Raw genomic sequence first — 20806 nt, 5'->3', positions numbered from 1 at the left:
TCCGAGCGGAGCACCAGCTCACGTCGTCGCTGCCGTTGTTGTCGCTGCCGTCGCGCCCGGGCTCGGCGATCTCGCACTTTCGGTGGCGACTTAAGGTGCCAAGGCGGCAAAACGGCAGCAGAAAGTGCAAGATCGGCGGGGGCGGGGGCGGGGGCGGGGGCGGGGGCGGGGGTGGGTTAGGGGGTTTGTTGGGCGTTGCGGGCTATGTTGCGGGCCATTCCGCCGAAGATCACGGCGTGGAACGGGGTCACGGAGCCCCAGTAGGCGTGACCGGCGAGGCCGCGGGGGAGGAAGACGGCGCGTTGCTGGTAGCGGCTGTGGCCGTTCTCGGCCGGCAGCGCCCGCATCTCCAGCCAGGCGCGGCCGGGCAGCCGCATCTCCGCGCGCAGCCGCAACAACTCGCCCGGAATGATCTCCTCGACCCGCCAGAAGTCCAGCGCCTCGCCGACCTGGAGGCGGTGCGGGTCGCGCCGGCCTCGGCGCAGCCCCACGCCACCGACCAGCCGGTCCAGCCAGCCGCGTACCGACCAGGCGAGGGGGAACGAGTACCAGCCGTGCTCGCCGCCCACGCCCTCGATGACCCGCCACAGCGCCGCCGGTGACGCGTCCACCGCCCGTTCCCGCACGTCCGTGTACACCGTCCCGCCGGACCAGTCCGGGTCGCTGGGCAGCGGCTCGGCGGGCGCGTCGGTGCCGCTCGCGGTGGACCAGCGCGTCTCCACCTGGGCGTCGCGTACCTTGGCCAGCGCCAACCGCACGGCCTCGTCGAAGCCGGTGAGGCCGCCCGGCGGATCGGGCACGTACCGGGCGATGTCGTGTTCGTGGGCCACGGCCTCGTGGATCAGGCTCTCCACCAGCGGCCGGGCGATCTTGTTCGGTACCGGGGTGATGAGGCCGACCCAGTGCGACGAGAGCGACGGGGTGAGGGGCCGGACCGGCACGATGACCCGTCGTCGTAACCCGGCCACCCGGGCGTAGCGGTGCATCATGTCGCGGAAGGTCAGCACGTCCGGTCCGCCGATGTCGAAGCCGCGGTTGACCTCGGGCGGCAGGGTGGCGCAGCCGGCCAGGTAGCGCAGCACGTCGCGGACCGCGATCGGCTGGATCCGGTTGCGGACCCACCGTGGCGTGACCATGGCGGGCAGCCGCTCGGTCAGGTAGCGCAGCATCTCGAACGACGCCGAGCCGGAGCCGATGATCACCGCGGCGCGGAGCACCGCCGTGGGCACGCCGCTGGCGAGCAGGATCCGGCCCACCTCGGCCCGCGACCGCAGGTGCGGCGACGGGACCTCCGCGTCGGCCGCCGGCTCCGGACCGCCGAGGTAGACGATCCGGCGTACGCCCGCCGCGCGGGCCGCCGCCGCGAAGTTCGTCGCCGCCGTCCGGTCGGCCGCCTCGAAGTCCGCCCGGCCCAGCGAGTGCACCAGGAAGTACGCGACATCCACGTCGGCGAAGGCGGCGGGCAGTGTCTCCGGCCGGCTCAGGTCACCCTCGACGATCTCGGCCGCCGCCACCCACGGCACATCGCGCAGACGTCCGGCCTTGCGGGCGAGGCAGCGCACGGTGTGCCCGTCAGCGAGCAGCAGCGGCGTCAGTCGTCCGCCGATGTATCCGGTGGTTCCGGTGACGAGGCATCTCACGGGTCTCAGTGTGCGGCCCCCGAGGACGTGTCGCACAAGAACTGGCCGGCCTGCGGCGGGCCCGGACGACGCCCCGACGGCGTTGCGGTCACGTCCGGACACAACACCGGTATCCGGACGTGACCGCGCCTCGCCGGATCGCCGCCCGGACTCCACCTCGGCTCGGCCGCCCCCGTGCGACAGGCCCTAGACTCGTTCGCTGTGGAGACCGAGACGAGCACCTTCTGGGGGCCGGATTTCGCCCAGCTCAGGGCCACCGATCCGGAGATCGCCGGGGTGGTCCTCGGCGAGCTGGACCGGCTGCGGGGTGGCCTGCAACTGATCGCGAGCGAGAACCTGACCTCACCGGCGGTGCTGGCCGCGCTCGGCTCGACGTTGACCAACAAGTACGCCGAGGGGTACCCGGGTCGGCGCTACTACGGCGGCTGCGCCGAGGTGGACCGGGCCGAGGAGATCGGCATCGCCCGGGCCAAGGAGCTGTTCGGGGCCGAGCACGCCAACCTCCAGCCGCACTCCGGGGCGAGCGCCAACCTGGCCGCGTACGCCGCGCTGGTGCAGCCGGGGGACACGGTGCTGGCGATGGACCTGCCGCACGGCGGGCACCTCACCCACGGCAGCCGGGTGAACTTCTCCGGCAAGTGGTTCCACCCGGTGGGCTACCCGGTCCGGCCGGACACCGAGTTGATCGACTACGACGAGGTACGCGACCTGGCCCGCGCGCACCGGCCCAAGCTGATCATCTGTGGGGCCACCGCGTACCCCCGGCTGATCGACTTCGCCCGGTTCCGGGAGATCGCCGACGAGGTCGGCGCGTACCTGATGGTGGACGCCGCGCACTTCATCGGCCTGGTGGCCGGTCGGGCGATCCCGTCGCCGGTGCCGTACGCCGACGTCGTCTGCGCCACCACCCACAAGGTGCTGCGCGGTCCCCGGGGCGGCATGATCCTCTGCCGCGAGTCGCTGGCCCAGCGGATCGACAAGGCGGTCTTCCCGTTCACCCAGGGCGGCCCGCTGATGCACGCGGTCGCGGCCAAGGCGGTCGCGCTGCGCGAGGCGGCCCAGCCCGACTTCCAGACGTACGCCCGGCAGGTGGTCAGCAACGCGCAGGCGCTCGCCGCCGGGCTGGCCGACGAGGGCATGCGCCCGGTGTCCGGTGGCACCGACACCCACCTCGCGCTTATCGACCTGCGGGAGCTGGGGGTGACCGGCACCGAGGCCGAGCGTCGCTGCGACGCCGCGTCGATCACCCTGAACAAGAACGCCATTCCGTACGATCCGCAGCCGCCGATGGTGGCCTCGGGTATCCGGGTGGGCACGCCGAGCGTCACCACGCAGGGCATGCGCGAGGGTGAGCTGCGGCAGGTGGCCGCCCTGATCGCCCGCGCGGTACGCACGAACCCGGGTGAACCGGGTGGCGCCGACGCGCTGAGCACGATCGGCGCCGAGGTGGCCGAACTGGTCGCGGCCTTCCCGGCGTACCCCCGTGGCTGAGCCCGGGGTGGTCGAATCCGCGAGCGACGGACGGTGGCGGCTGCGGCACCTGCCGGTGCTGTTGGCCGCGTCGGCGGCGCTGGCCGTGGTCGCGGCCGTGGTGGGCGGGGTGACCGGTGGCGTGCCGGCCGCGCTCGGCGCGGCGGCCGGGGTGGGCGTGACGGTGCTCAGTTACACCCTCACGACGGTGGTGCTGGCGCGGGCCGACCAGGTCAACCCGCAGTTGCTGCTGCCGCTCGGTCTGGGGCTGTACGTGCTGAAGTTCACCCTGTTGGGTGTCGTCCTGGTGGCGGTGGCGTCGACCGGTTGGGCGGGGTTGGTTCCGCTCTGCCTCGGCATCGTCGCCGGGGTGGCAGTGTGGACAGCGGCGCACCTCTGGTGGCTGACCACGGTGCACGCCCGCCGCTCCGGCTGACCTGGTCGTCGACTCGGGGTGTCCCACCTATCGGACGCGCGGCAATGTGTCGGCCTCCGGTCATTTTCCGACGGGCGGAAGGGGAGTAGCGTGCCCACAGACGACGGCGCCCACGAGAAGCCCACACAACGACGGTTGTGCGGGGGGTGAGGCACAGCCTCGTCTTCCCGGCTGATATCGTTCGCCCCGTCATGGCTGATGACCAAACCCCCCGTCCCGCCGGTCAACCGGACGACTATCCGTCCGGCGCCGGTCAGGGTTGGACCGCGCTGAGCTACCTCATCGGAGGCATGCTCGTGTGGGGTTTCATCGGCTGGCTGGTCGACCAGTGGCTCGACACCGGTGGCGTCGCCACCGGGATCGGCTTCGTGCTCGGCATGGCTGGGGGAGTCATCCTGGTCATCCGCCGACTCGGCACGCCTACTTAGGAAGGGACGCGGTGTTCGGACAGGCGAACGTCCTGGCAGCGGGCCAGGCAGAATTCCCACCTAGCAAGGAGGACTTCTACCTGCCCAGCATCCTGCCCTGGGGTGCGGAGAACTCCTACTGGTTCACCAAGTTCACGCTGATGATCTGGATCGCGGTCGGTGTCCTGATCATTTTCTTCCTGGCGACCTACCGCAACCCGAAGCTGGTGCCGACCAAGAAGCAGTGGTTCGCCGAGTCGATCTACGGCTTCGTGCGGAACAACATCGCGGTCGACATGATCGGGCACGCGGGCGTGCGGTTCGCGCCGTACTTCACCACGCTGTTCTGCTTCGTGCTGCTGACGAACGCGTTCGCGATCATCCCGGTCTTCCAGATCTCGCCGAACTCGCACATCGCCTTCCCGGCGATCCTCGCGGTGATCAGCTACGTGCTGTTCAACTACATCGGCATCCGGCACCACGGCTTCGCCAAGTACTTCAAGCACGCCCTGATCCCGCCGGCGCCCTGGTACATCCTGCCGCTGCTGATCCCGATCGAGGCGTTCTCGACCTTCATCATCCGGCCGTTCTCACTGGCCGTTCGTCTCTTCGCGAACATGTTCGCCGGCCACATGCTCCTGCTGGTCTTCACGCTCGGCGGCTTCGCGATGCTCAACGCCAACGCCTGGTTGGCGCCGGTGTCGGTGGTCTCCTGGGTGATGACCGTGGCGCTGACCCTTCTCGAAGCGCTGGTCATCGTCCTGCAGGCCTACGTCTTCACGGTCCTGAGCGCCAGCTACATCCAGGGCGCTCTCGCCGAAGAGCACTGATCCACGCACCAACCGTTGTCGTCCCGCGTGAGAGTCACGCGTGATAACCAGGAGGAACCACACCAATGGACGCTAGCGTTCTCGCCGAGGTCACCGGTAGCACCGCTGCCATCGGCTACGGTCTCGCCGCCATCGGCCCGGGCATCGGCGTTGGCCTGGTCTTCGCCGCCTACATCCAGTCGACCGCCCGGCAGCCCGAGTCGTCGCGCATGACCCTGCCGTACGTCTGGATCGGCTTCGCCGTCATCGAGGCGCTCGCGCTGTTCGGCATCGCCTTCGGCTTCATCTGGGCCGGCTGATTCCGCCCCTTCCGACCGGGAGGTCACCCATGTTGTTCCTCCTCGCCGCCGAGGGTGGTGAGTCAGACCACAACCCGATCATTCCGATCTGGCAGGAGATCGTGGTCGGCACGGTCGCCTTCGCCGTGCTCTGCTTCGTGCTGATGAAGTTCGTCTTCCCGCGCATGGAGCAGACGTTCCAGGCTCGGGTCGACGCGATCGAGGGCGGCATCAAGCGCGCCGAGGCCGCCCAGGCCGAGGCGAACCAGCTGCTCGAGCAGTACCGCGCCCAGCTCGCCGAGGCGCGGACCGACGCCGCCAAGATCCGTGACGACGCGCGGGCCGACGCCGAGGGCATCCGGCAGGACATCCTCGCCAAGGCGCGGGAAGAGTCCGACCGGGTCATCCAGGCCGGCAAGGACGCACTCGCCGCCGAGCGGGCCACCATCGTGCGCGAGCTGCGCGCGGAGGTCGGCACCATCGCGGTGGACCTGGCCAGCAAGATCGTCGGCGAGTCGCTGGCCGACGAGGCGCGGCGCAAGGGCACCGTCGACCGGTTCCTGAGCGGCCTTGAGAGCACGGGGGCCCGCTGATGCAGGCCGCCAGCCGGGAGTCGTACAAGGTCGCGGCCGAGGGCCTCGACGCGTACGTCCGCGGCGCGGAGCCGTCGGCGGTGGCCGCCACCGCCGACGCCATCCTCTCCGTGGCGACCCTGCTGCGGCGTGAGCCGCGGCTGCGTCGGGCGCTCTCCGACCCGGCTCGTCCCGGCGCGGACCGCGGCGCGCTGCTCGGCGACATGCTGGGTGGGCGGATCGGCGCGGACGCGCTCGACCTGCTCGTCACGCTGGTCTCGGGCCGCTGGTCGGCACCGTCGGAGTTGCTCGACGGCGTCGAGCGCCTCGGCGTGGAGGCGCTGCTGGCCAGCGCCGACTCCGCCGGTGAGCTGGGCGAGGTGGAGGACGAGCTGTTCCGCTTCGGTCAGGTCGTGTCCGGTCAGTCGGCGCTGAGCAACGCTCTCGCCGACCCGGTCGCCCCGGTCGAGCAGCGGGCCACCCTGGCTCGCGAGCTGCTCGCCGGCAAGGCCCGGCCGGTCACCGTCAGCCTCGTCGAGGCTGCGCTCGCCGGCTTCGGCGGGCGTTCCTTCACCGGAGCGCTCACCCGGCTGGTCGAGCTGGCCGCCGACCGGCGTGACCGGCAGGTGGCGTACGTGACCGTCGCGGCCCCGTTGAGTGACGAGGACGAGCGTCGACTGGGTGCGAGCCTCGCCGCGATATACGGTCGGGAGGTGTCCGTCAAGCAGACGGTCGACCCCGCCGTTCTCGGTGGCGTGAGCGTCCGGGTCGGTTCCGACCTGTACGACGGCACGATCCTGCGCCGCCTCAACGAGACCCGCAACGCGCTCGCGAAGCGCTGAACGGCTTCGCCGCCAGCAACACGGTGGTTCCGCCGCCTGACCGTTGGGGCGGCTCCGCCGCCGCAGCGCCCGGATTGACAGACGCCATTCGGACCGGTTGGTACTAGGTATCCCGGGCCCCTGAATTTTAAGGAAGCAGAGGATGGCCGAGCTGACCATCTCGACGGAGGAGATCCGCGGCGCTCTGGAGCGCTACGTCTCCTCCTACTCGTCCGACGTCTCCCGCGAGGAGGTCGGCACCGTCGCCGACACCGGCGACGGCATCGCCCACGTCGAGGGCCTGCCCTCGACCAAGACCAACGAGCTCCTGGAGTTCGAGGACGGCACGCTCGGCGTGGCGTTGAACCTCGACGTCCGGGAGATCGGCGTCGTCGTCCTGGGTGACTCCGCCAAGCTGGAGGAGGGGCAGCGCGTCAAGCGCACCGACCGGGTGCTCTCGGTTCCGGTCGGCGACGCCTTCCTCGGCCGCGTGGTCAACGCGCTCGGCCAGCCGATCGACGGCCTCGGCGACATCGCCGAGGAGGGTTACCGCGAGCTGGAGCTGCAGGCTCCGAACGTGATGGCCCGGCAGTCGGTGTTCGAGCCGCTGCAGACCGGCATCAAGGCCATCGACGCGATGACGCCGATCGGCCGTGGCCAGCGCCAGCTGATCATCGGCGACCGCAAGACGGGCAAGACCACCGTCGCCCTGGACGCCATCCTCAACCAGCGGGAGAACTGGCGCACCGGCGACCCGAAGAAGCAGGTCCGCTGCATCTACGTCGCCATCGGCCAGAAGGCCTCCACCATCGCCTCGATCAAGGGGCAGCTGGAGGAGGCGGGCGCGATGGAGTACACCACCATCGTCGCCTCGCCGGCGTCCGACCCGGCCGGCTTCAAGTACCTGGCCCCGTACACCGGCTCGTCCATCGGGCAGCACTGGATGTACGGCGGCAAGCACGTCCTGATCGTCTTCGACGACCTGAGCAAGCAGGCCGAGGCGTACCGGGCCGTGTCGCTGCTGCTGCGTCGCCCGCCGGGCCGTGAGGCGTACCCGGGTGACGTCTTCTACCTGCACTCGCGCCTGCTGGAGCGCTGCGCGAAGCTCTCCGACGAGCTGGGTGGCGGCTCGATGACCGGTCTGCCGATCATCGAGACGAAGGCCAACGACATCTCGGCCTTCATCCCGACCAACGTCATCTCGATCACCGACGGCCAGATCTTCCTGGAGACCGACCTGTTCAACCAGGGCGTCCGTCCGGCGATCAACGTCGGCACCTCGGTCTCCCGGGTCGGCGGCGCCGCCCAGGTGAAGCCGATGCGCAAGGTCGCCGGTTCGCTGCGGCTCAACCTGGCCCAGTACCGCGAGCTGGAGGCGTTCGCCGCCTTCGCCTCCGACCTGGACCGGGCTTCCCGGGCCCAGCTGGACCGTGGTGTCCGGCTGGTCGAGCTGCTCAAGCAGCCGAACTACTCGCCGTACCCGGTGCAGGAAGAGGTCGTCTCGGTCTGGGCCGGCACCGAGGGCAAGCTGGACGACATCCCGGTCGGTGACATCCGTCGCTTCGAGGCCGAGTTCCTCCAGTACCTGCGGCACAAGCACGAGGGTGTCCTCGCGTCGATCGCCGACAACCAGTGGGGCGATGACATCATCAACTCCCTGGACACCGCGATCGGCGAGTTCAAGCAGGTCTTCCTCAACAAGGAGGACGACCGCAAGGTCAACGACGCGCCGGCCGCTCCGCTCGAGGGTGACGAGAACCGCGAGACGGTGACCCGCTTCCGCGACGGCGCGACCGACCGCCCGGCCGAGAGCTGATCCGATGGCGGCCCAGGTTCGCGTTCTTCGTCAACGAATCCGCTCGGCGAAGTCGATGAAGAAGATCACCAAGGCGATGGAGCTCGTGGCGACGAGCCGGATCGCCAAGGCCCAGGCCCGGGTGCAGGCGTCCCTGCCGTACGCCCAGGCCATCACCGGTGTGCTCACGGCGCTGGCGTCCAACGCGCGGATCGACCACCCGCTGCTCACCCCGCGTGAGCGGGTGCGGCGGGCCGGCGTCCTGTTGGTCACCAGCGACCGTGGCCTGGCCGGCGGCTACAGCTCCAACGCGATCAGGATGGCCGAGTCGCTCATCGCGCGGCTCAGGGCGGACGGCAAGGAGCCGGTGCTCTACGTCATCGGGCGTAAGGGCGTCGGGTTCTACCGGTTCCGTGACCGGCCGATCGAGGCGAACTGGACGGGCTTCAGCGAGCAGCCGTCGTTCGAGGACGCCCGTACCGTCGGTGAGACGCTGATCAAGGCGTTCACCGCCGGTGCGGACGACGTCGACGGCGGTGCCGGAGCGGATGGCGTGCTCGGCGTCGACGAGTTGCACATCGTCTACACCGAGTTCCACTCGCTGATGACGCAGAACCCGGTCACCAAGGTCATCGGTCCGATGCAGGTGGAGGACCGGCCGCGCTCCGAGGGGTTGCTGCCGGCGTACGAGTTCGAGCCCGAGGCGGAGGCGCTGCTCGACGCGCTCCTGCCGAGGTACATCAACACGCGGATCTACGCGGCGTTGATCGAGTCGGCGGCGAGTGAGTCGGCGGCGCGGCGGCGGGCGATGAAGAGCGCCACCGACAACGCCGAAGAGATGATCGAGAAGTACACGCGTGAGATGAACTCGGCCCGCCAGGCCGGGATCACCCAGGAGATCAGCGAGATCGTCGGCGGCGCCAACGCGCTGGCCGCGTCGGGAAGTGAAGTGTGATGACTGCACCAGTAGAGACCAAGACGGCCACGGGTCGCGTGGTCCGGGTCATCGGCCCGGTCGTCGACGCCGAGTTCCCGCGCGACGGCATGCCGGCCCTGTTCAACGCCCTGAACGTCACCGTGAGCCTGTCCGGCGGTGAGAAGACGCTGACTCTGGAGGTCGCCCAGCACCTGGGTGACAACCTGGTCCGCGCGATCTCGATGCAGCCGACGGACGGTCTGGTTCGCGGCGCTGAGGTTCGTGACTCCGGTAAGCCGATCACCGTTCCGGTGGGCGACGCGGTCAAGGGCCACGTGTTCAACGCGATCGGCGAGGTGCTCAACCTCAAGGAGGGCGAGACCCTCAACCCGGACGACCACTGGGGTATCCACCGCAAGGCCCCGGCCTTCGCGGACCTGGAGCCGAAGACCGAGATGCTGGAGACCGGCATCAAGGTCATCGACCTGCTCGCCCCGTACGTCAAGGGCGGCAAGATCGGCCTGTTCGGCGGCGCGGGCGTGGGCAAGACGGTGCTCATCCAGGAGATGATCACCCGTGTCGCCCGTAACTTCGGTGGTACCTCGGTCTTCGCCGGTGTGGGTGAGCGCACCCGTGAGGGCAACGACCTCATCGCCGAGATGACCGAGTCCGGCGTCATCGACAAGACCGCGCTGGTCTACGGCCAGATGGACGAGCCGCCGGGCACGCGTCTGCGGGTGGCGCTCTCCGCGCTGACCATGGCGGAGTACTTCCGCGACGTGAAGAAGCAGGAGGTGCTGCTCTTCATCGACAACATCTTCCGCTTCACCCAGGCCGGCTCCGAGGTCTCCACCCTGCTTGGCCGGATGCCGAGCGCGGTGGGTTACCAGCCGACCCTGGCCGACGAGATGGGCGAGCTCCAGGAGCGGATCACCTCCGTCCGGGGCCAGGCCATCACCTCGATGCAGGCGATCTACGTGCCGGCGGACGATTACACCGACCCCGCTCCGGCCACCACGTTCGCCCACCTGGACGCGACCACCAACCTGGAGCGGTCGATCTCCGACAAGGGCATCTACCCGGCCGTGGACCCGCTGGCGTCCTCGTCCCGGATCCTCGCCCCGGAGTTCGTCGGCCAGGACCACTTCCAGGTCGCCACCGAGGTCAAGCGGATCCTGCAGCGCTACAAGGACCTGCAGGACATCATCGCCATCCTCGGTATCGAGGAGCTCTCCGAGGAAGACAAGATCACCGTGGCCCGGGCCCGGCGGATCGAGCGCTTCCTGTCGCAGAACACCTACGCGGCGGAGCAGTTCACCGGCGTGCCGGGCTCGACGGTCCCGATCAAGGAGACCATCGAGGCGTTCCGCAAGATCAGCGAGGGTGAGTACGATCACTTCCCCGAGCAGGCGTTCTTCATGTGCGGCGGTCTCGAGGACCTCGAGAAGAAGGCTGAGGAGCTGATGAAGGCCTGACGGCCCCCATCAAATCCGTACCGCAAAAGACTGCCCCGGCAATGTCGGGGCAGTCTTTTGTTCATCTTCACGTCTTACCATCGTCGCGGTCCGTTACTCGTGGTCGTCACTCACGTGGCGGCCGAGATACGGTCGGTCGGCGCGTTCACCTTCACGAGCGCGGACGAGTGCAACCTTTCGACGACGTGAGCCCGTCTCCTCTGCGTGGGCGTAGCGAACGGAGATGACGTGGGTAAGGCCGGCAAGAAGGGCCGCAAGTCGTCCATGTGGCGGGGCGTGCCGCGCTGGGCCAAGGTCTGCACCGTGTTCGGCCTGGTGCTGACCATGCTCAGCGGCGGGGTGCTGGTCGGCACCGAGGTGCTGATGGCCCGCTACGAGGGCGCCGTCGGCAAGGCCGACCTCTTCGGTGACCAGGCGGCGGGCGCCAAGGAGAAGAAGAGCGACATCAAGGGCCCGCTCAACCTCCTGCTGGTGGGCATCGACCCGCGTACGCCGACGGCGGCGCCGCTGGCCGACTCGATCATGGTGCTGCACGTGCCCGCCTCGATGGATCGGGCCTACTTGTTCTCGGTGCCGCGGGACCTCTACGTGCAGATCCCGGCCTTCAAGAAGGCCAACTTCTCCGGCGAGAAGACCAAGATCAACGCCGCGATGTCGTTCGGCAGTCAGGTACCCGGCAAGAATCCCGACGCGGCGCGGGGGTTCGAGTTGCTGGCCACCACCGTGCAGAACGTGACAGGCATCAAGCGGTTCGACGGCGGAGCGATCATCAACTTCACCGGTTTCCAGAAGATCGTCGACGCGATGGGCGGCGTCGACATGTACGTCGAGCGGGAGGTGCGGTCCGAGCACAAGCAGCCGGACGGCACCGCGCGGCCGGGCAACCCGCGCGGTGAGGGCTACATCGGCCCGCAGGCGATCTACAAGAAGGGCACCCACCACCTCAAGGGGTGGCAGGCCCTGGACTACGTCCGGCAGCGCTACCCGAAGAACGGCGTCCCGGACTCGGACTATGGCCGGCAGCGCCACCAGCAGCAGTTCGTGAAGGCGATGGTCGGTCAGGCGTTCAGCGCCGACGTGGTGGCCAACCCGATCAAGCTGGACAAGGTGCTGCGCGCCGCCGGCCAGTCGCTGATCTTCAACGGCCGGGGCAACAGTGTTGTCGACTTCGGGCTCGCCCTGAAGAACATCCGCCCGAACACCATCCAGATGATCAAGCTCCCCGGTGGCGGGGTCTACGAGGGTAAGAAATACCTGGGTGAGCAGTTCCAGGCAGGCGTCCCGGACTTCTTCACCGCCCTGCAGAATGAACAACTGGACCCGTTCCTGCTCGAGCACCCGGAATTCCAGAACAAGACCAAGTAGCCGTGGCGCAGCTCTCGCCACCCGCGTTGGGGGCGGCGCGGCGGCACGACTAGACTTTCGGCAATCCGCCGCCGCAGCAAGGAGACAGCGTGGCAAAGCAGCTTCACGTCGAGCTCGTCGCCGTCGAGGAGAAGGTCTGGTCCGGTGAGGCCGAGATGGTCGTCGCCCGGACCACCGAGGGCGAGCTCGGTGTCCTGCCGGGTCACGCGCCGCTGCTCGGCCAGCTCGCCGAGCCCGGCCAGGTCCGTATCAAGCTGGCCGGCGGCGAGCAGGTCTCCTACGAGGTGGCCGGCGGCTTCCTCTCGGTGAGCGCCGAGGGCGTCACCGTGCTGGCCGAGAGCGCGACCCCGGTTTCCGCGCAGAGCCGCTGAGTCACACCGGGGATGGAGATCGTCGAAGGGATCGGGATCGGCGTCGCCGTCATCCTCGTCGCACTTCTCGTACTCTTCGTCCGGCGGGCTCTCGTGACCCGCAGCGGTGGCATCATCCGGCTCAGCGTCCGGGTCACCACCGTGCTCGACGGGCGTGGCTGGTCACCCGGCTTCGGCCGGTTCGCCGCTGACGAGCTGCGCTGGTATCGCATGTTCAGCTTCGCGCTCCGCCCCAAGCGGGTTCTCTCCCGCAAGGATCTCGCGGTCGAGCGCCGGCGGTTGCCCGAAGGGCAGGAACGGCTCTCCATGCCGGCCGACTGGGTGATCCTCCGCTGTACGAGTCACCACGCACCGGTGGAGATCGCCATGGCGCGATCGACCGTGACCGGTTTCCTCTCCTGGCTCGAGGCCGCCCCTCCGGGGGCGGTCTCGCCGCGTCTGGCCTCCCAGGACTGGCCGGCTGCCTGATCGCTCCTGGTTGCTCTGGGGCGTCCGTGGTCGCTCTGGGGCGTCCGTGGTCGCTCTGGGGCTTCGCTGGTCGCTCTTGGGGTTTCCGGGGCAGCCCGCCCGGCTCCGGGCGGTCAGGCTTGATCCCTGCGCCGGGCGGGCTGCCCCGGAAACCCGTCCGCGGCGCTGTGCGTCGGTCCGGTCCGGGTTTCATTACCTGCCGTTACCGGGTTTGGTGAGTCTCGCCTTCATGGTCGCGGGGTGGGGGTGATCGACTCGGCTTTCTGGACGTCGGGGTGTCTCCGTGCGCGAGATGAACCGACTTCGCTGAACCGGAGTTGATCAAGGCGCTGCCGGGTTGGCCCGGCCGAGGTGTCGGCTCCGGCGACGCGTGAGGGCGGCTAGAGCGGGAACTCACCTCTCGTCAGCGCTTGCCGCCTGGTACCCATAGCACATCGCCTGCCGGATTTGCCGTTCTTGACAGGATAAAGAGCAGATCGGAGAGCCGGTTGAGATACTTTGCCGGGAGCGGGCTGGTCCGGTCCGGATCGTGGCTGACCAGCGCCCACGCCGCCCGCTCGGCTCGCCGGGCGATGGTCCGCGCCACGTGCAGCAGCGCCGCGCCGGCGGTGCCGCCGGGGAGGATGAAGGAGTCGAGTTTGCTCAGGCGCTCGTTGTACTCGTCGCACCAGCCCTCCAGGCGCTCGACGTACTCCTCGGTCACCCGCAGCGGCGGGTACTTCGGTTCCGGCTCGACGGGCGTGGACAGGTCGGCGCCGACATCGAACAGGTCGTTCTGCACCGACGCCAGGACGGCCCGCAGCTCCTCGTCGAGCTGCCCCAGGGCGAGTGCGACGCCGATCGCCGCGTTGCACTCGTCGACATCCGCGTATGCGGCGATCCGTGGATCGGTCTTCGGGACCTGCTCGTTGTTGCTCAGCCTGGTCATGCCGGCGTCGCCGGCCTTGGTGTAGATGCGCGTGAGGTGGACGGCCATGACGCACAGCCTACGGATACCGGAACTGACGATCCCCGCTCGGCCGGACACGACAGCCGGCTGGCCAGCGGTGGTTGGTCCGGGCGATGCCGGTGATACGGCGGTCAACGACGTCGACGTCATCCGGGTCTGCGGTGCGGCCCGACTGGCGGGCACCGTGCACGTCGTCGGCGCCAAGAACTCGGCACTGAAGTTGATGGCCGCCGCGCTGCTCGCTCCCGGCCGCAGCGTGATCACCAACGTTCCACGGATCACCGATATCGCGATCATGGGGGAGGTGCTGCGGCGGCTCGGCTGTGACGTCCGGTTCGACGCGGACGACCCCGTCGATCCGATGGTGGCGCGGGGCGGCGTCGCCCGGTCCCGCTCGGTCACCATCGACGTACCCGAGCAGCCGGGCGCGGAGGCCGACTACGACCTGGTCCGGCGGCTGCGCGCGTCGATCTGCGTGCTCGGCCCCCTGCTGGCCCGTCGTGGCTACGTCCGGGTGGCCCACCCGGGCGGTGACGCGATCGGCTCACGTGGCCTGGACATGCACATCTCCGGGCTGACCCGGATGGGCGCGGAGATCTCCGGCGAGCACGGGTTCGTCATCGCCGAGGCCCCGCACGGGCTGCGCGGCGCCGACATCGTGCTGGACTTCCCCAGCGTGGGGGCGACCGAGAACCTGGTCATGGCAGCGGTGCTGGCCCAGGGCGCCACGACGATCGACAACGCGGCCCGGGAGCCGGAGATCGTCGACATCTGCACGATGCTCAACCAGATGGGCGCGCGGATCTCCGGCGCCGGCACGTCCACTCTGCGGATCACCGGCGTGCCCGGCCTGCGGCCGGTGCGGCACGCCACCGTGGGGGACCGGATCGTCGCCGGCACCTGGGCGTTCGGCGCCGCGATGACGCGCGGCGACGTGACGGTCACCGGCCTGGACCCGGCCTACCTCGAGGTCGCGCTGGACAAGGTCGTCGCGGCCGGCGGCCTGGTCGAGACGCGGGGCGACGGCTTCCGGGTACGCATGGACGACCGGCCCCGCGCGGTGGACGTGGTGACCCTGCCGTACCCCGGCTTCGCCACCGATCTGCTGCCGATGGCGATCGGGCTGGCCTCGGTCAGCGACGGCGCATCCCTGATCACGGAGAACATCTTCGACGGCCGGTTCATGTTCGCGAACGAGATGATGCGGCTCGGCGCGGACATCAAGACCGACGGACACCACGCCGTGGTCCGGGGTCGGGAGCGGCTGTCCGGGGCGCCGGTACGCGCCACCGACATCCGCGCGGGCGCCGGGCTGATCATCGCCGCACTCTGCGCGGACGGACCCACCGAGGTCTCGCACGTGCACCACGTCGACCGGGGGTACCCGGACTTCGTGGCCGACCTGCGCGCGCTCGGCGTGGCGGTGGAGCGGGGCACCGCGCCCGAGGAGCCGTCGCTGGAGATCTGACCACCGACTTAGTCGTCGTTCAGGCTCGCCGACTAGGGTGCAGGCAGGCACTCAATCGCAGCGAGGGAGAAGCAGATGGCGGGTCGACTCGCGGTCGTCGGAGCCGGGCTGATGGGCTCCGGCATCGCCCAGGTGGCGGCGCAGGCGGGCTGGCAGGTGACGCTGCGCGACCTGGACGACACGGCCACCACCCGGGGGCTCGGCGGCATCCGGAAGTCGCTGGAGAAGTTCGCCGAGAAGGGCAAGATCGAGGCGTCCGACGTCGAGGCGACCCTCGCGCGGATCACGCCGACCACCGACCTGGAGGCCGCGGCGGACGCGGACATCGTGGTCGAGGCGGTCTTCGAACGGCTGGAGATCAAGCACGAGGTCTTCCGGGCGCTGGACAAGATCTGCAGGTCCGACGCGGTGCTCGCCACCAACACGTCGGCCATTCCGGTCACCCAGATCGCGGCGGTCACCGAGCGGCCGGAGGCCGTCGTCGGCACGCACTTCTTCTCCCCGGTGCCGATGATGCAGCTCTGTGAGCTGGTGCGCGGCTACAAGACCAGCGACGCCACGCTCGACACGGCGCGCGCTTTCGCCGAGGAGATCGGCAAGACCGTCGTCGTGGTCAACCGGGACATCGCCGGCTTCGTCACCACGCGGCTGATCTCCGCCCTGGTGATGGAGGCGGTCAAGCTGGTCGAGTCGGGCGTGGTGTCCGCCGAGGACCTGGACACCGCCTGCCGGCTCGGCTTCGGGCACGCCATGGGTCCGCTGGCCACCACCGACCTGACCGGCGTGGACGTGCTGCTGCACGCCTCGAAGAACATCTACACCGACACGGCCGACGAGAAGTTCTTCCCGCCGGAGCTGCTCCAGCGCATGGTCACCGCCGGTGACCTGGGCCGCAAGACCGGCAAGGGCTTCTACACGTACTGAGTCGATGGCGACCGGGGCGGCCTGCCCGCCCCGGTCGTCCGGTCAGCCGTCGCGCTTGGTGGTCCAGCGGAAGGTGGTAAGGCAGAGCACGAGCCCGATCACGCACCACAGGGCCAGTACCAGCGCGACCCGCCCCAGCTCGAACGAGCCGCCCGGCTCCTGCGTCCCGAAGCTCTCGGGCAGGAAGACCGCCCGCAGTCCCTGGCACATCCACTTGAGCGGGAAGAACGCCGCCACCTGCTGCATCCAGGTGGGCAGGTCGGTGAAGACGAAGAACACCCCGGAGATGAACTGGAGCACCAGCGCGACCGGGGTCACCACGGCCGAACCGCTGCGTGCGGTGCGGGCCAGCGACGAGATGGCGATGCCGCACAGGGTGCAGGCGGTCACCCCGAGCACGGAGACCCAGCCGAAGGTCAACCACTTCCCGGCGGTGCCAGGCAGGTCGAGATCGAACAGCGCCACCGCGACGGCCAGCAGCAGCGCGGTCTCGGCGATCCCGATCGCCACCACCATGATCACCTTGCCGGCGAACCAGACCCACTTCGGCATCGGCGTGCCCCGGTACCGCTTGAGCACCCCCCGGTCCCGCTCGATCGGAATCCAGATGCCGAGGTTCTGGAAGCTCACCGTCATCAGGCCGGTCGCGATCATGCCGGTGATGAAGTACTGGGTGAACTTGACTCCGCCACCGATCGTCCCGTCGAAGATCGACGCGAAGATCAGGATCATGATGATGGGGAAGCCCATCGTGAACACCACGGACTCCCGGCTGCGCAGGAACTGGGTGATCTCCAGTCGGCCCTGGCGCAGGGCGAGCGTGCCGACGCCCGGCCGTCGGCCGGGGGTCGCGGCGACCGGCGTCGCCGGCTTCGTCGTGGTCGTCATCGCGCGTGTCCGATCATCGTGAGGTAGACGTCCTCCAGGGTCGGCCGGGTCACCGTGAGCCCGGGGACCTCGCCGCCGTAGCGCGCGGCCAGGTCGGCCACGAGGGCCGTCGGCGTCGCGCTCTGCGCCCGCTCCCACGTCCCTTCCGGGGTACGCCAGGAGACCGTCGCGAGCGCATCCTGGCGGTTACCCAGCCGGTTGGGCGCGGCCACCTCGACCAGCCGGCCGCCGGCGATCACACCGACCCGGTCGGCGAGCGCCTCCGCCTCGTCCAGGTAGTGGGTGGTGAGCAGGATCGTGGTGCCGGCCGCGGCGAGGTCGCGGATCAGCTCCCAGAACTCGCGGCGGGCCTCCGGGTCGAAGCCGGTGGTCGGCTCATCGAGGAAGAGCAGCTCGGGGCGGCCGATGATGCCCAGCGCCACGTCGAGGCGGCGCTTCTGCCCGCCGGAGAGGGTGTGCGTACGAGCCTTCGCCTTCGCCGCCAGCCCGACCCGTTCGATCACCTTGGCGGGGTCGTCCGCGTCGGGATAGAACCCGGAGAAGTGCCGGACCACCTCGGCCACGGTCAGCTCGTCGAACTCGCCGGTGCCCTGGAGCACGATGCCGACCCGGGAGCGCCAGCCGGCGTCCGGTCGAGCCGGGTCCGCGCCGAGCACGGCCACCTCCCCGGCGTCCCGGTGCCGGTAGCCCTCCAGGATCTCCACGGTCGTGGTCTTGCCCGCGCCGTTCGGGCCGAGCAACGCGAACACCTCGCCCCGGTGGACGTCGAGGTCCACGCCCGCCACCGCCACGTTGTCGCCGTACGCCTTGCGCAGCCCTCGGACGGAGATGGCCAGCTCGTCATCCATGCCGTCCAGTGTGCGTCCTGGTGGCCACCGGTCGGCGCCCGGGGTGTGGCGGTCCGCGCCACGGCGGGCGCTTCGCACCCGGCCGTCCTCGACATGGACCTGTGTGGTTTTCCACAACCCCTTCTACTGAACGGTAACTTAGACTCCGGCCATGGATGAGACGCCGAGCCGGCTGCCCGAGCGGGACCGCCCGTGGGTCATGCGCACGTACGCCGGCCACTCGTCGGCCGCCGCGACCAACGCGCTCTTCCGCCGCAACCTCGCCAAGGGCCAGACCGGCCTGTCGGTCGCCTTCGACCTGCCCACCCAGACCGGCTACGACCCCGACCACGAGCTGGCCGCCGGTGAGGTGGGCCGGGTCGGCGTGCCGGTGGCCCACCTCGGCGACATGCGGGCGCTCTTCGACGGCATCCCGCTCGCCGGGATGAACACCTCGATGACCATCAACGCACCGGCGATGTGGCTGCTCGCCCTCTACGCGGCCGTGGCCACCGAGCAGGGATCGAGCGCCGGCCTGCTCTCCGGCACCACCCAGAACGACATCATCAAGGAGTACCTGTCCCGGGGGACGTACATCTTCCCGCCCGCGGCCTCGCTGCGGCTGACGGCGGACGTCATCGCGCACACGCTGACGACGATGCCGAGGTGGAACCCGGTCAACATCTGCTCGTACCACCTCCAGGAGGCTGGCGCGACACCCGTGCAGGAGGTCGGCTTCGCGCTGGCCACCGCCGTCGCCGTCCTCGACACTGTCCGCGACTCCGGTCAGGTGCCCGCCGAGCGGATGGGTGACGTGGTGCAGCGCGTCTCGTTCTTCGTCAACGCCGGGGTGCGCTTCGTCGAGGAGATCGCCAAGATGCGCGCGTTCGGCGTGCTGTGGGACGAGATCACCCGGGAGCGGTACGGCGTGACCGAGGCCCGGCAGCGGCGGTTCCGCTACGGCGTACAGGTCAACTCGCTCGGCCTCACCGAGGCGCAGCCGGAGAACAACATCCAGCGCATCGTGCTGGAGATGCTCGGCGTGACGATGTCCCGCGACGCCCGAGCCCGTGCCGTGCAACTGCCGGCCTGGAACGAGGCGCTCGGTCTTCCCCGACCCTGGGACCAGCAGTGGTCGCTGCGGATGCAGCAGGTTCTGGCGTACGAGTCGGACCTGCTCGAATACCCCGACCTCTTCGCCGGTTCGCACGTGATGACCGCACTCGTCGAGGAGATCGTCGGTGGGGCGCGCGTCGAGCTGGACGCCGTGTTGGAGATGGGCGGTGTGGTGGCCGCCGTGGAGACGGGCTATCTCAAGAGCGCGCTGGTCGCCTCGCTGGCCGAGCGCCGCCGCCGGATGGAGTCCGGACTCGACGTGGTGGTCGGCGTCAACCGCTTCGCCGAGACCGAATCATCGCCGTTGACGGCGGCGGGCGCCGAGGCCGTCGAACAGGTCGATCCCATGGTCGAGGCGGCCGCCGTGGCCTCCGTACGCGAGTGGCGTGCCGGGCGGGACGGCGCGGCGGTCGACGCGGCACTGGTCCGGCTCCGCGCGGACGCCGCGACCACCGCCAACCTGATGCCGGCGACCCTGGAGTGTGTGCGGGTCGGGGTGACCACCGGGGAGTGGGCCGGCGCGTTGCGCGAGGTCTTCGGTGAGTACCGGGCGCCGACCGGCCTGGCCGGCGCGACCGGCAGCGGCGGCGACGCGGGTCTCGCGGCGGTCCGCGAGCGGGTTGCCGCCACCGCGCGCGAGCTGGGCAGCGGACGGCTGCGGTTGCTCGTCGGCAAGCCCGGCCTGGATGGGCACTCGAACGGCGCGGAGCAGATCGCGGTACGCGCCCGCGACGCCGGCTTCGAGGTCGTCTACCAGGGCATCCGGCTGACCGCCGGCCAGATCGTCGCCGCCGCCGTCGAGGAGGACGTCGACCTGGTCGGGCTGTCCGTGCTGTCCGGCTCTCACTTGGCGGCCGTGCCCGCGGTGCTCGACGGTCTGCGTGCCGCCGGCCGGGCGGACCTACCCGTCGTGGTGGGCGGCATCATCCCCGCCGGTGACGCCGACACCCTGCTCGCCGCCGGGGTGGCCCGGGTCTTCACCCCGAAGGACTTCGCCCTCACCGGGATCGTCGACGACCTGGTGACAGTCATCCGGCGGGCCAACGACCTGCCCTGAACGGTTCCGTCGGAGGGGTCAGCGACCGGCGTAGGTCATACAGTCGGCCAGGTCGTTGTCCGGCCCCACCTTGATCGACGAGGCGTGGCACTCGAGCTGCTCGTTGTGCCGGCAGTCGGAACGCTGGCAGGCGCCCACCTGCGCGGTGAGGCCATCCACCCCGCCCCGGACGGGCGACTCGACGAAGGTGTGGCAGTGCGCGTGGTCCATGCTGCCGATGGTGATCGCGAAGGCGTGACAGTCACCGCCCTGGTTGTACGCGCATGCCGCGACCACACATTCCTGGACTCGGGGCATCTCCATTGCAGTGGTCATGCCGACCTCCTATAGGCTCCTGCCCCGATATTAGGCATTTGCCAGCCTGCGCTCACCCCGATACGCCCGTCTGGCCGTCAGCCTTACCGGCCATGTCGGCATGATCGACACGAGATCGCCGATATCGCGGTGTCATCCGGCCCCGGACACCCCGACTTCGGCGACGTCGAGCCGATCATCGCTCGGTTGCGCCCCGCCGATCGTGTCCGCCGGCGGTATGTCCGGCTGTGGGCGTCTTCACGGGGTGACCGGCTGTGCCTCGGCGGGCGGGTCGTTGGCGCGTCCGGCCGTCGTGGCCCCCCCGACGATCGCAGGAGCACAGATCACCGCCCGCCGCCCGTCAGGTCGGGCCTCATCACCGCGCGTCCTTTGCTCTGCTTCAACCCAGGAGACACCCAGTGTCCGATTATCGGACGGC

21 protein-coding genes are annotated in these 20806 nt (G+C 69.8%); 16 read left to right on the top strand and 5 right to left on the bottom strand.

Translation table 11 applies throughout. From position 1 onward, the window contains the following. Positions 1–176 precede the first annotated feature (176 nt). Positions 177–1640, bottom strand: a complete 1464-nt coding sequence (locus ACIA3K_RS26220) for an SDR family oxidoreductase (protein ID WP_396804323.1) — start codon at positions 1638–1640, stop codon at positions 177–179. A gap of 201 nt (positions 1641–1841) precedes the next feature. Between ACIA3K_RS26220 and glyA the strand changes: the two genes are divergently transcribed. The 13 genes from glyA to ACIA3K_RS26155 all read left to right on the top strand — a co-directional run bounded on the left by glyA (position 1842) and on the right by ACIA3K_RS26155 (position 12844). Continuing rightward, a complete protein-coding gene (glyA, locus tag ACIA3K_RS26215; protein ID WP_396804322.1) occupies positions 1842–3131 on the top strand; it encodes a serine hydroxymethyltransferase in 1290 nt (429 codons plus the stop codon). Beyond that, positions 3124–3546, top strand: a complete 423-nt coding sequence (locus tag ACIA3K_RS26210) for a hypothetical protein (protein ID WP_396804321.1) — start codon at positions 3124–3126, stop codon at positions 3544–3546. The genes glyA and ACIA3K_RS26210 overlap by 8 nt, the downstream gene beginning before the upstream one ends. A gap of 191 nt (positions 3547–3737) precedes the next feature. Next, positions 3738–3974, top strand: coding sequence for a hypothetical protein (locus ACIA3K_RS26205; RefSeq protein ID WP_355052858.1), 237 nt, complete (start codon positions 3738–3740; stop codon positions 3972–3974). A gap of 11 nt (positions 3975–3985) precedes the next feature. Beyond that, complete coding sequence (gene atpB / locus ACIA3K_RS26200) at positions 3986–4783, top strand: F0F1 ATP synthase subunit A (protein ID WP_393213067.1); 798 nt, start codon at positions 3986–3988, stop codon at positions 4781–4783. Between the two features lie 65 nt (positions 4784–4848). Next, positions 4849–5082, top strand: a complete 234-nt coding sequence (locus ACIA3K_RS26195) for an ATP synthase F0 subunit C (protein WP_091405890.1) — start codon at positions 4849–4851, stop codon at positions 5080–5082. A gap of 32 nt (positions 5083–5114) precedes the next feature. Further along, the gene (locus ACIA3K_RS26190) at positions 5115–5654 is read left to right on the top strand and encodes a F0F1 ATP synthase subunit B (protein WP_112584053.1); all 540 of its coding nucleotides are present in this window, start codon (positions 5115–5117) and stop codon (positions 5652–5654) included. Then, positions 5654–6475 (top strand): F0F1 ATP synthase subunit delta, encoded by an 822-nt coding sequence (locus tag ACIA3K_RS26185; protein WP_396804320.1) that lies wholly within the window; start codon positions 5654–5656, stop codon positions 6473–6475. Before ACIA3K_RS26190 ends, ACIA3K_RS26185 begins: the two co-directional genes overlap by 1 nt. Positions 6476–6617: 142 nt before the next feature. Then, positions 6618–8270: a F0F1 ATP synthase subunit alpha gene (atpA, locus tag ACIA3K_RS26180; protein ID WP_396804319.1), complete on the top strand. Its 1653-nt coding sequence runs from the start codon at positions 6618–6620 to the stop codon at positions 8268–8270. 4 nt (positions 8271–8274) lie between these two features. Further along, positions 8275–9204 (top strand): F0F1 ATP synthase subunit gamma, encoded by a 930-nt coding sequence (locus ACIA3K_RS26175; protein WP_354978439.1) that lies wholly within the window; start codon positions 8275–8277, stop codon positions 9202–9204. Next, positions 9204–10640, top strand: coding sequence for a F0F1 ATP synthase subunit beta (atpD, locus tag ACIA3K_RS26170; protein ID WP_396804318.1), 1437 nt, complete (start codon positions 9204–9206; stop codon positions 10638–10640). Before ACIA3K_RS26175 ends, atpD begins: the two co-directional genes overlap by 1 nt. 264 nt (positions 10641–10904) lie before the next feature. Then, on the top strand, positions 10905–12005 hold the full coding sequence (locus ACIA3K_RS26165; RefSeq protein ID WP_396804404.1) for an LCP family protein: 1101 nt from the start codon (positions 10905–10907) through the stop codon (positions 12003–12005). 89 nt (positions 12006–12094) lie between these two features. Then, complete coding sequence (locus tag ACIA3K_RS26160; protein ID WP_355052864.1) at positions 12095–12376, top strand: F0F1 ATP synthase subunit epsilon; 282 nt, start codon at positions 12095–12097, stop codon at positions 12374–12376. Positions 12377–12388: 12 nt separating this feature from the next. Next, the gene (locus ACIA3K_RS26155) at positions 12389–12844 is read left to right on the top strand and encodes a DUF2550 domain-containing protein (RefSeq protein WP_396804317.1); all 456 of its coding nucleotides are present in this window, start codon (positions 12389–12391) and stop codon (positions 12842–12844) included. A gap of 403 nt (positions 12845–13247) precedes the next feature. Here the strand turns inward: ACIA3K_RS26155 and ACIA3K_RS26150 are convergent, their stop codons facing one another. Next, positions 13248–13820, bottom strand: a complete 573-nt coding sequence (locus ACIA3K_RS26150; protein WP_396804316.1) for a cob(I)yrinic acid a,c-diamide adenosyltransferase — start codon at positions 13818–13820, stop codon at positions 13248–13250. Between ACIA3K_RS26150 and murA the strand changes: the two genes are divergently transcribed. Together murA and ACIA3K_RS26140 are read left to right on the top strand one after the other, a co-directional pair. Further along, entirely contained in the window at positions 13819–15261 is a 1443-nt protein-coding gene (gene murA / locus ACIA3K_RS26145; protein ID WP_355052867.1) for a UDP-N-acetylglucosamine 1-carboxyvinyltransferase, read from the top strand. The genes ACIA3K_RS26150 and murA overlap by 2 nt on opposite strands. Positions 15262–15336: 75 nt before the next feature. Beyond that, positions 15337–16185 (top strand): 3-hydroxyacyl-CoA dehydrogenase family protein, encoded by an 849-nt coding sequence (locus tag ACIA3K_RS26140; protein ID WP_396804315.1) that lies wholly within the window; start codon positions 15337–15339, stop codon positions 16183–16185. 42 nt (positions 16186–16227) lie between these two features. Here ACIA3K_RS26140 and ACIA3K_RS26135 read toward each other — a convergent pair whose 3' ends face one another. Beyond that, positions 16228–17073 carry an ABC transporter permease gene (locus tag ACIA3K_RS26135; RefSeq protein WP_396804314.1) on the bottom strand — a complete coding sequence of 282 codons (846 nt, stop codon included), beginning with the start codon at positions 17071–17073 and terminating at the stop codon, positions 16228–16230. Beyond that, on the bottom strand, positions 17070–17921 hold the full coding sequence (locus tag ACIA3K_RS26130) for an ABC transporter ATP-binding protein (RefSeq protein WP_396804313.1): 852 nt from the start codon (positions 17919–17921) through the stop codon (positions 17070–17072). The genes ACIA3K_RS26135 and ACIA3K_RS26130 overlap by 4 nt, the downstream gene beginning before the upstream one ends. 151 nt (positions 17922–18072) lie before the next feature. Between ACIA3K_RS26130 and ACIA3K_RS26125 the strand changes: the two genes are divergently transcribed. After that, entirely contained in the window at positions 18073–20073 is a 2001-nt protein-coding gene (locus ACIA3K_RS26125) for a protein meaA (protein WP_396804312.1), read from the top strand. Between the two features lie 18 nt (positions 20074–20091). On the opposite strand, the gene ACIA3K_RS26120 is transcribed toward ACIA3K_RS26125, so the two are convergent. Next, entirely contained in the window at positions 20092–20388 is a 297-nt protein-coding gene (locus ACIA3K_RS26120) for a DUF1540 domain-containing protein (protein WP_355052875.1), read from the bottom strand. Positions 20389–20806 lie beyond the last annotated feature (418 nt).

Origin of the sequence: Micromonospora sp. NPDC051543 (assembly GCF_044454415.1) — a bacterium.
In the GTDB taxonomy this organism is placed as follows: Bacteria; Actinomycetota; Actinomycetes; order Mycobacteriales; family Micromonosporaceae; genus Micromonospora.
The sequence above is the reverse complement of the archived record's forward strand: the minus strand, read 5'-3'. Positions and strand labels throughout refer to the sequence as shown.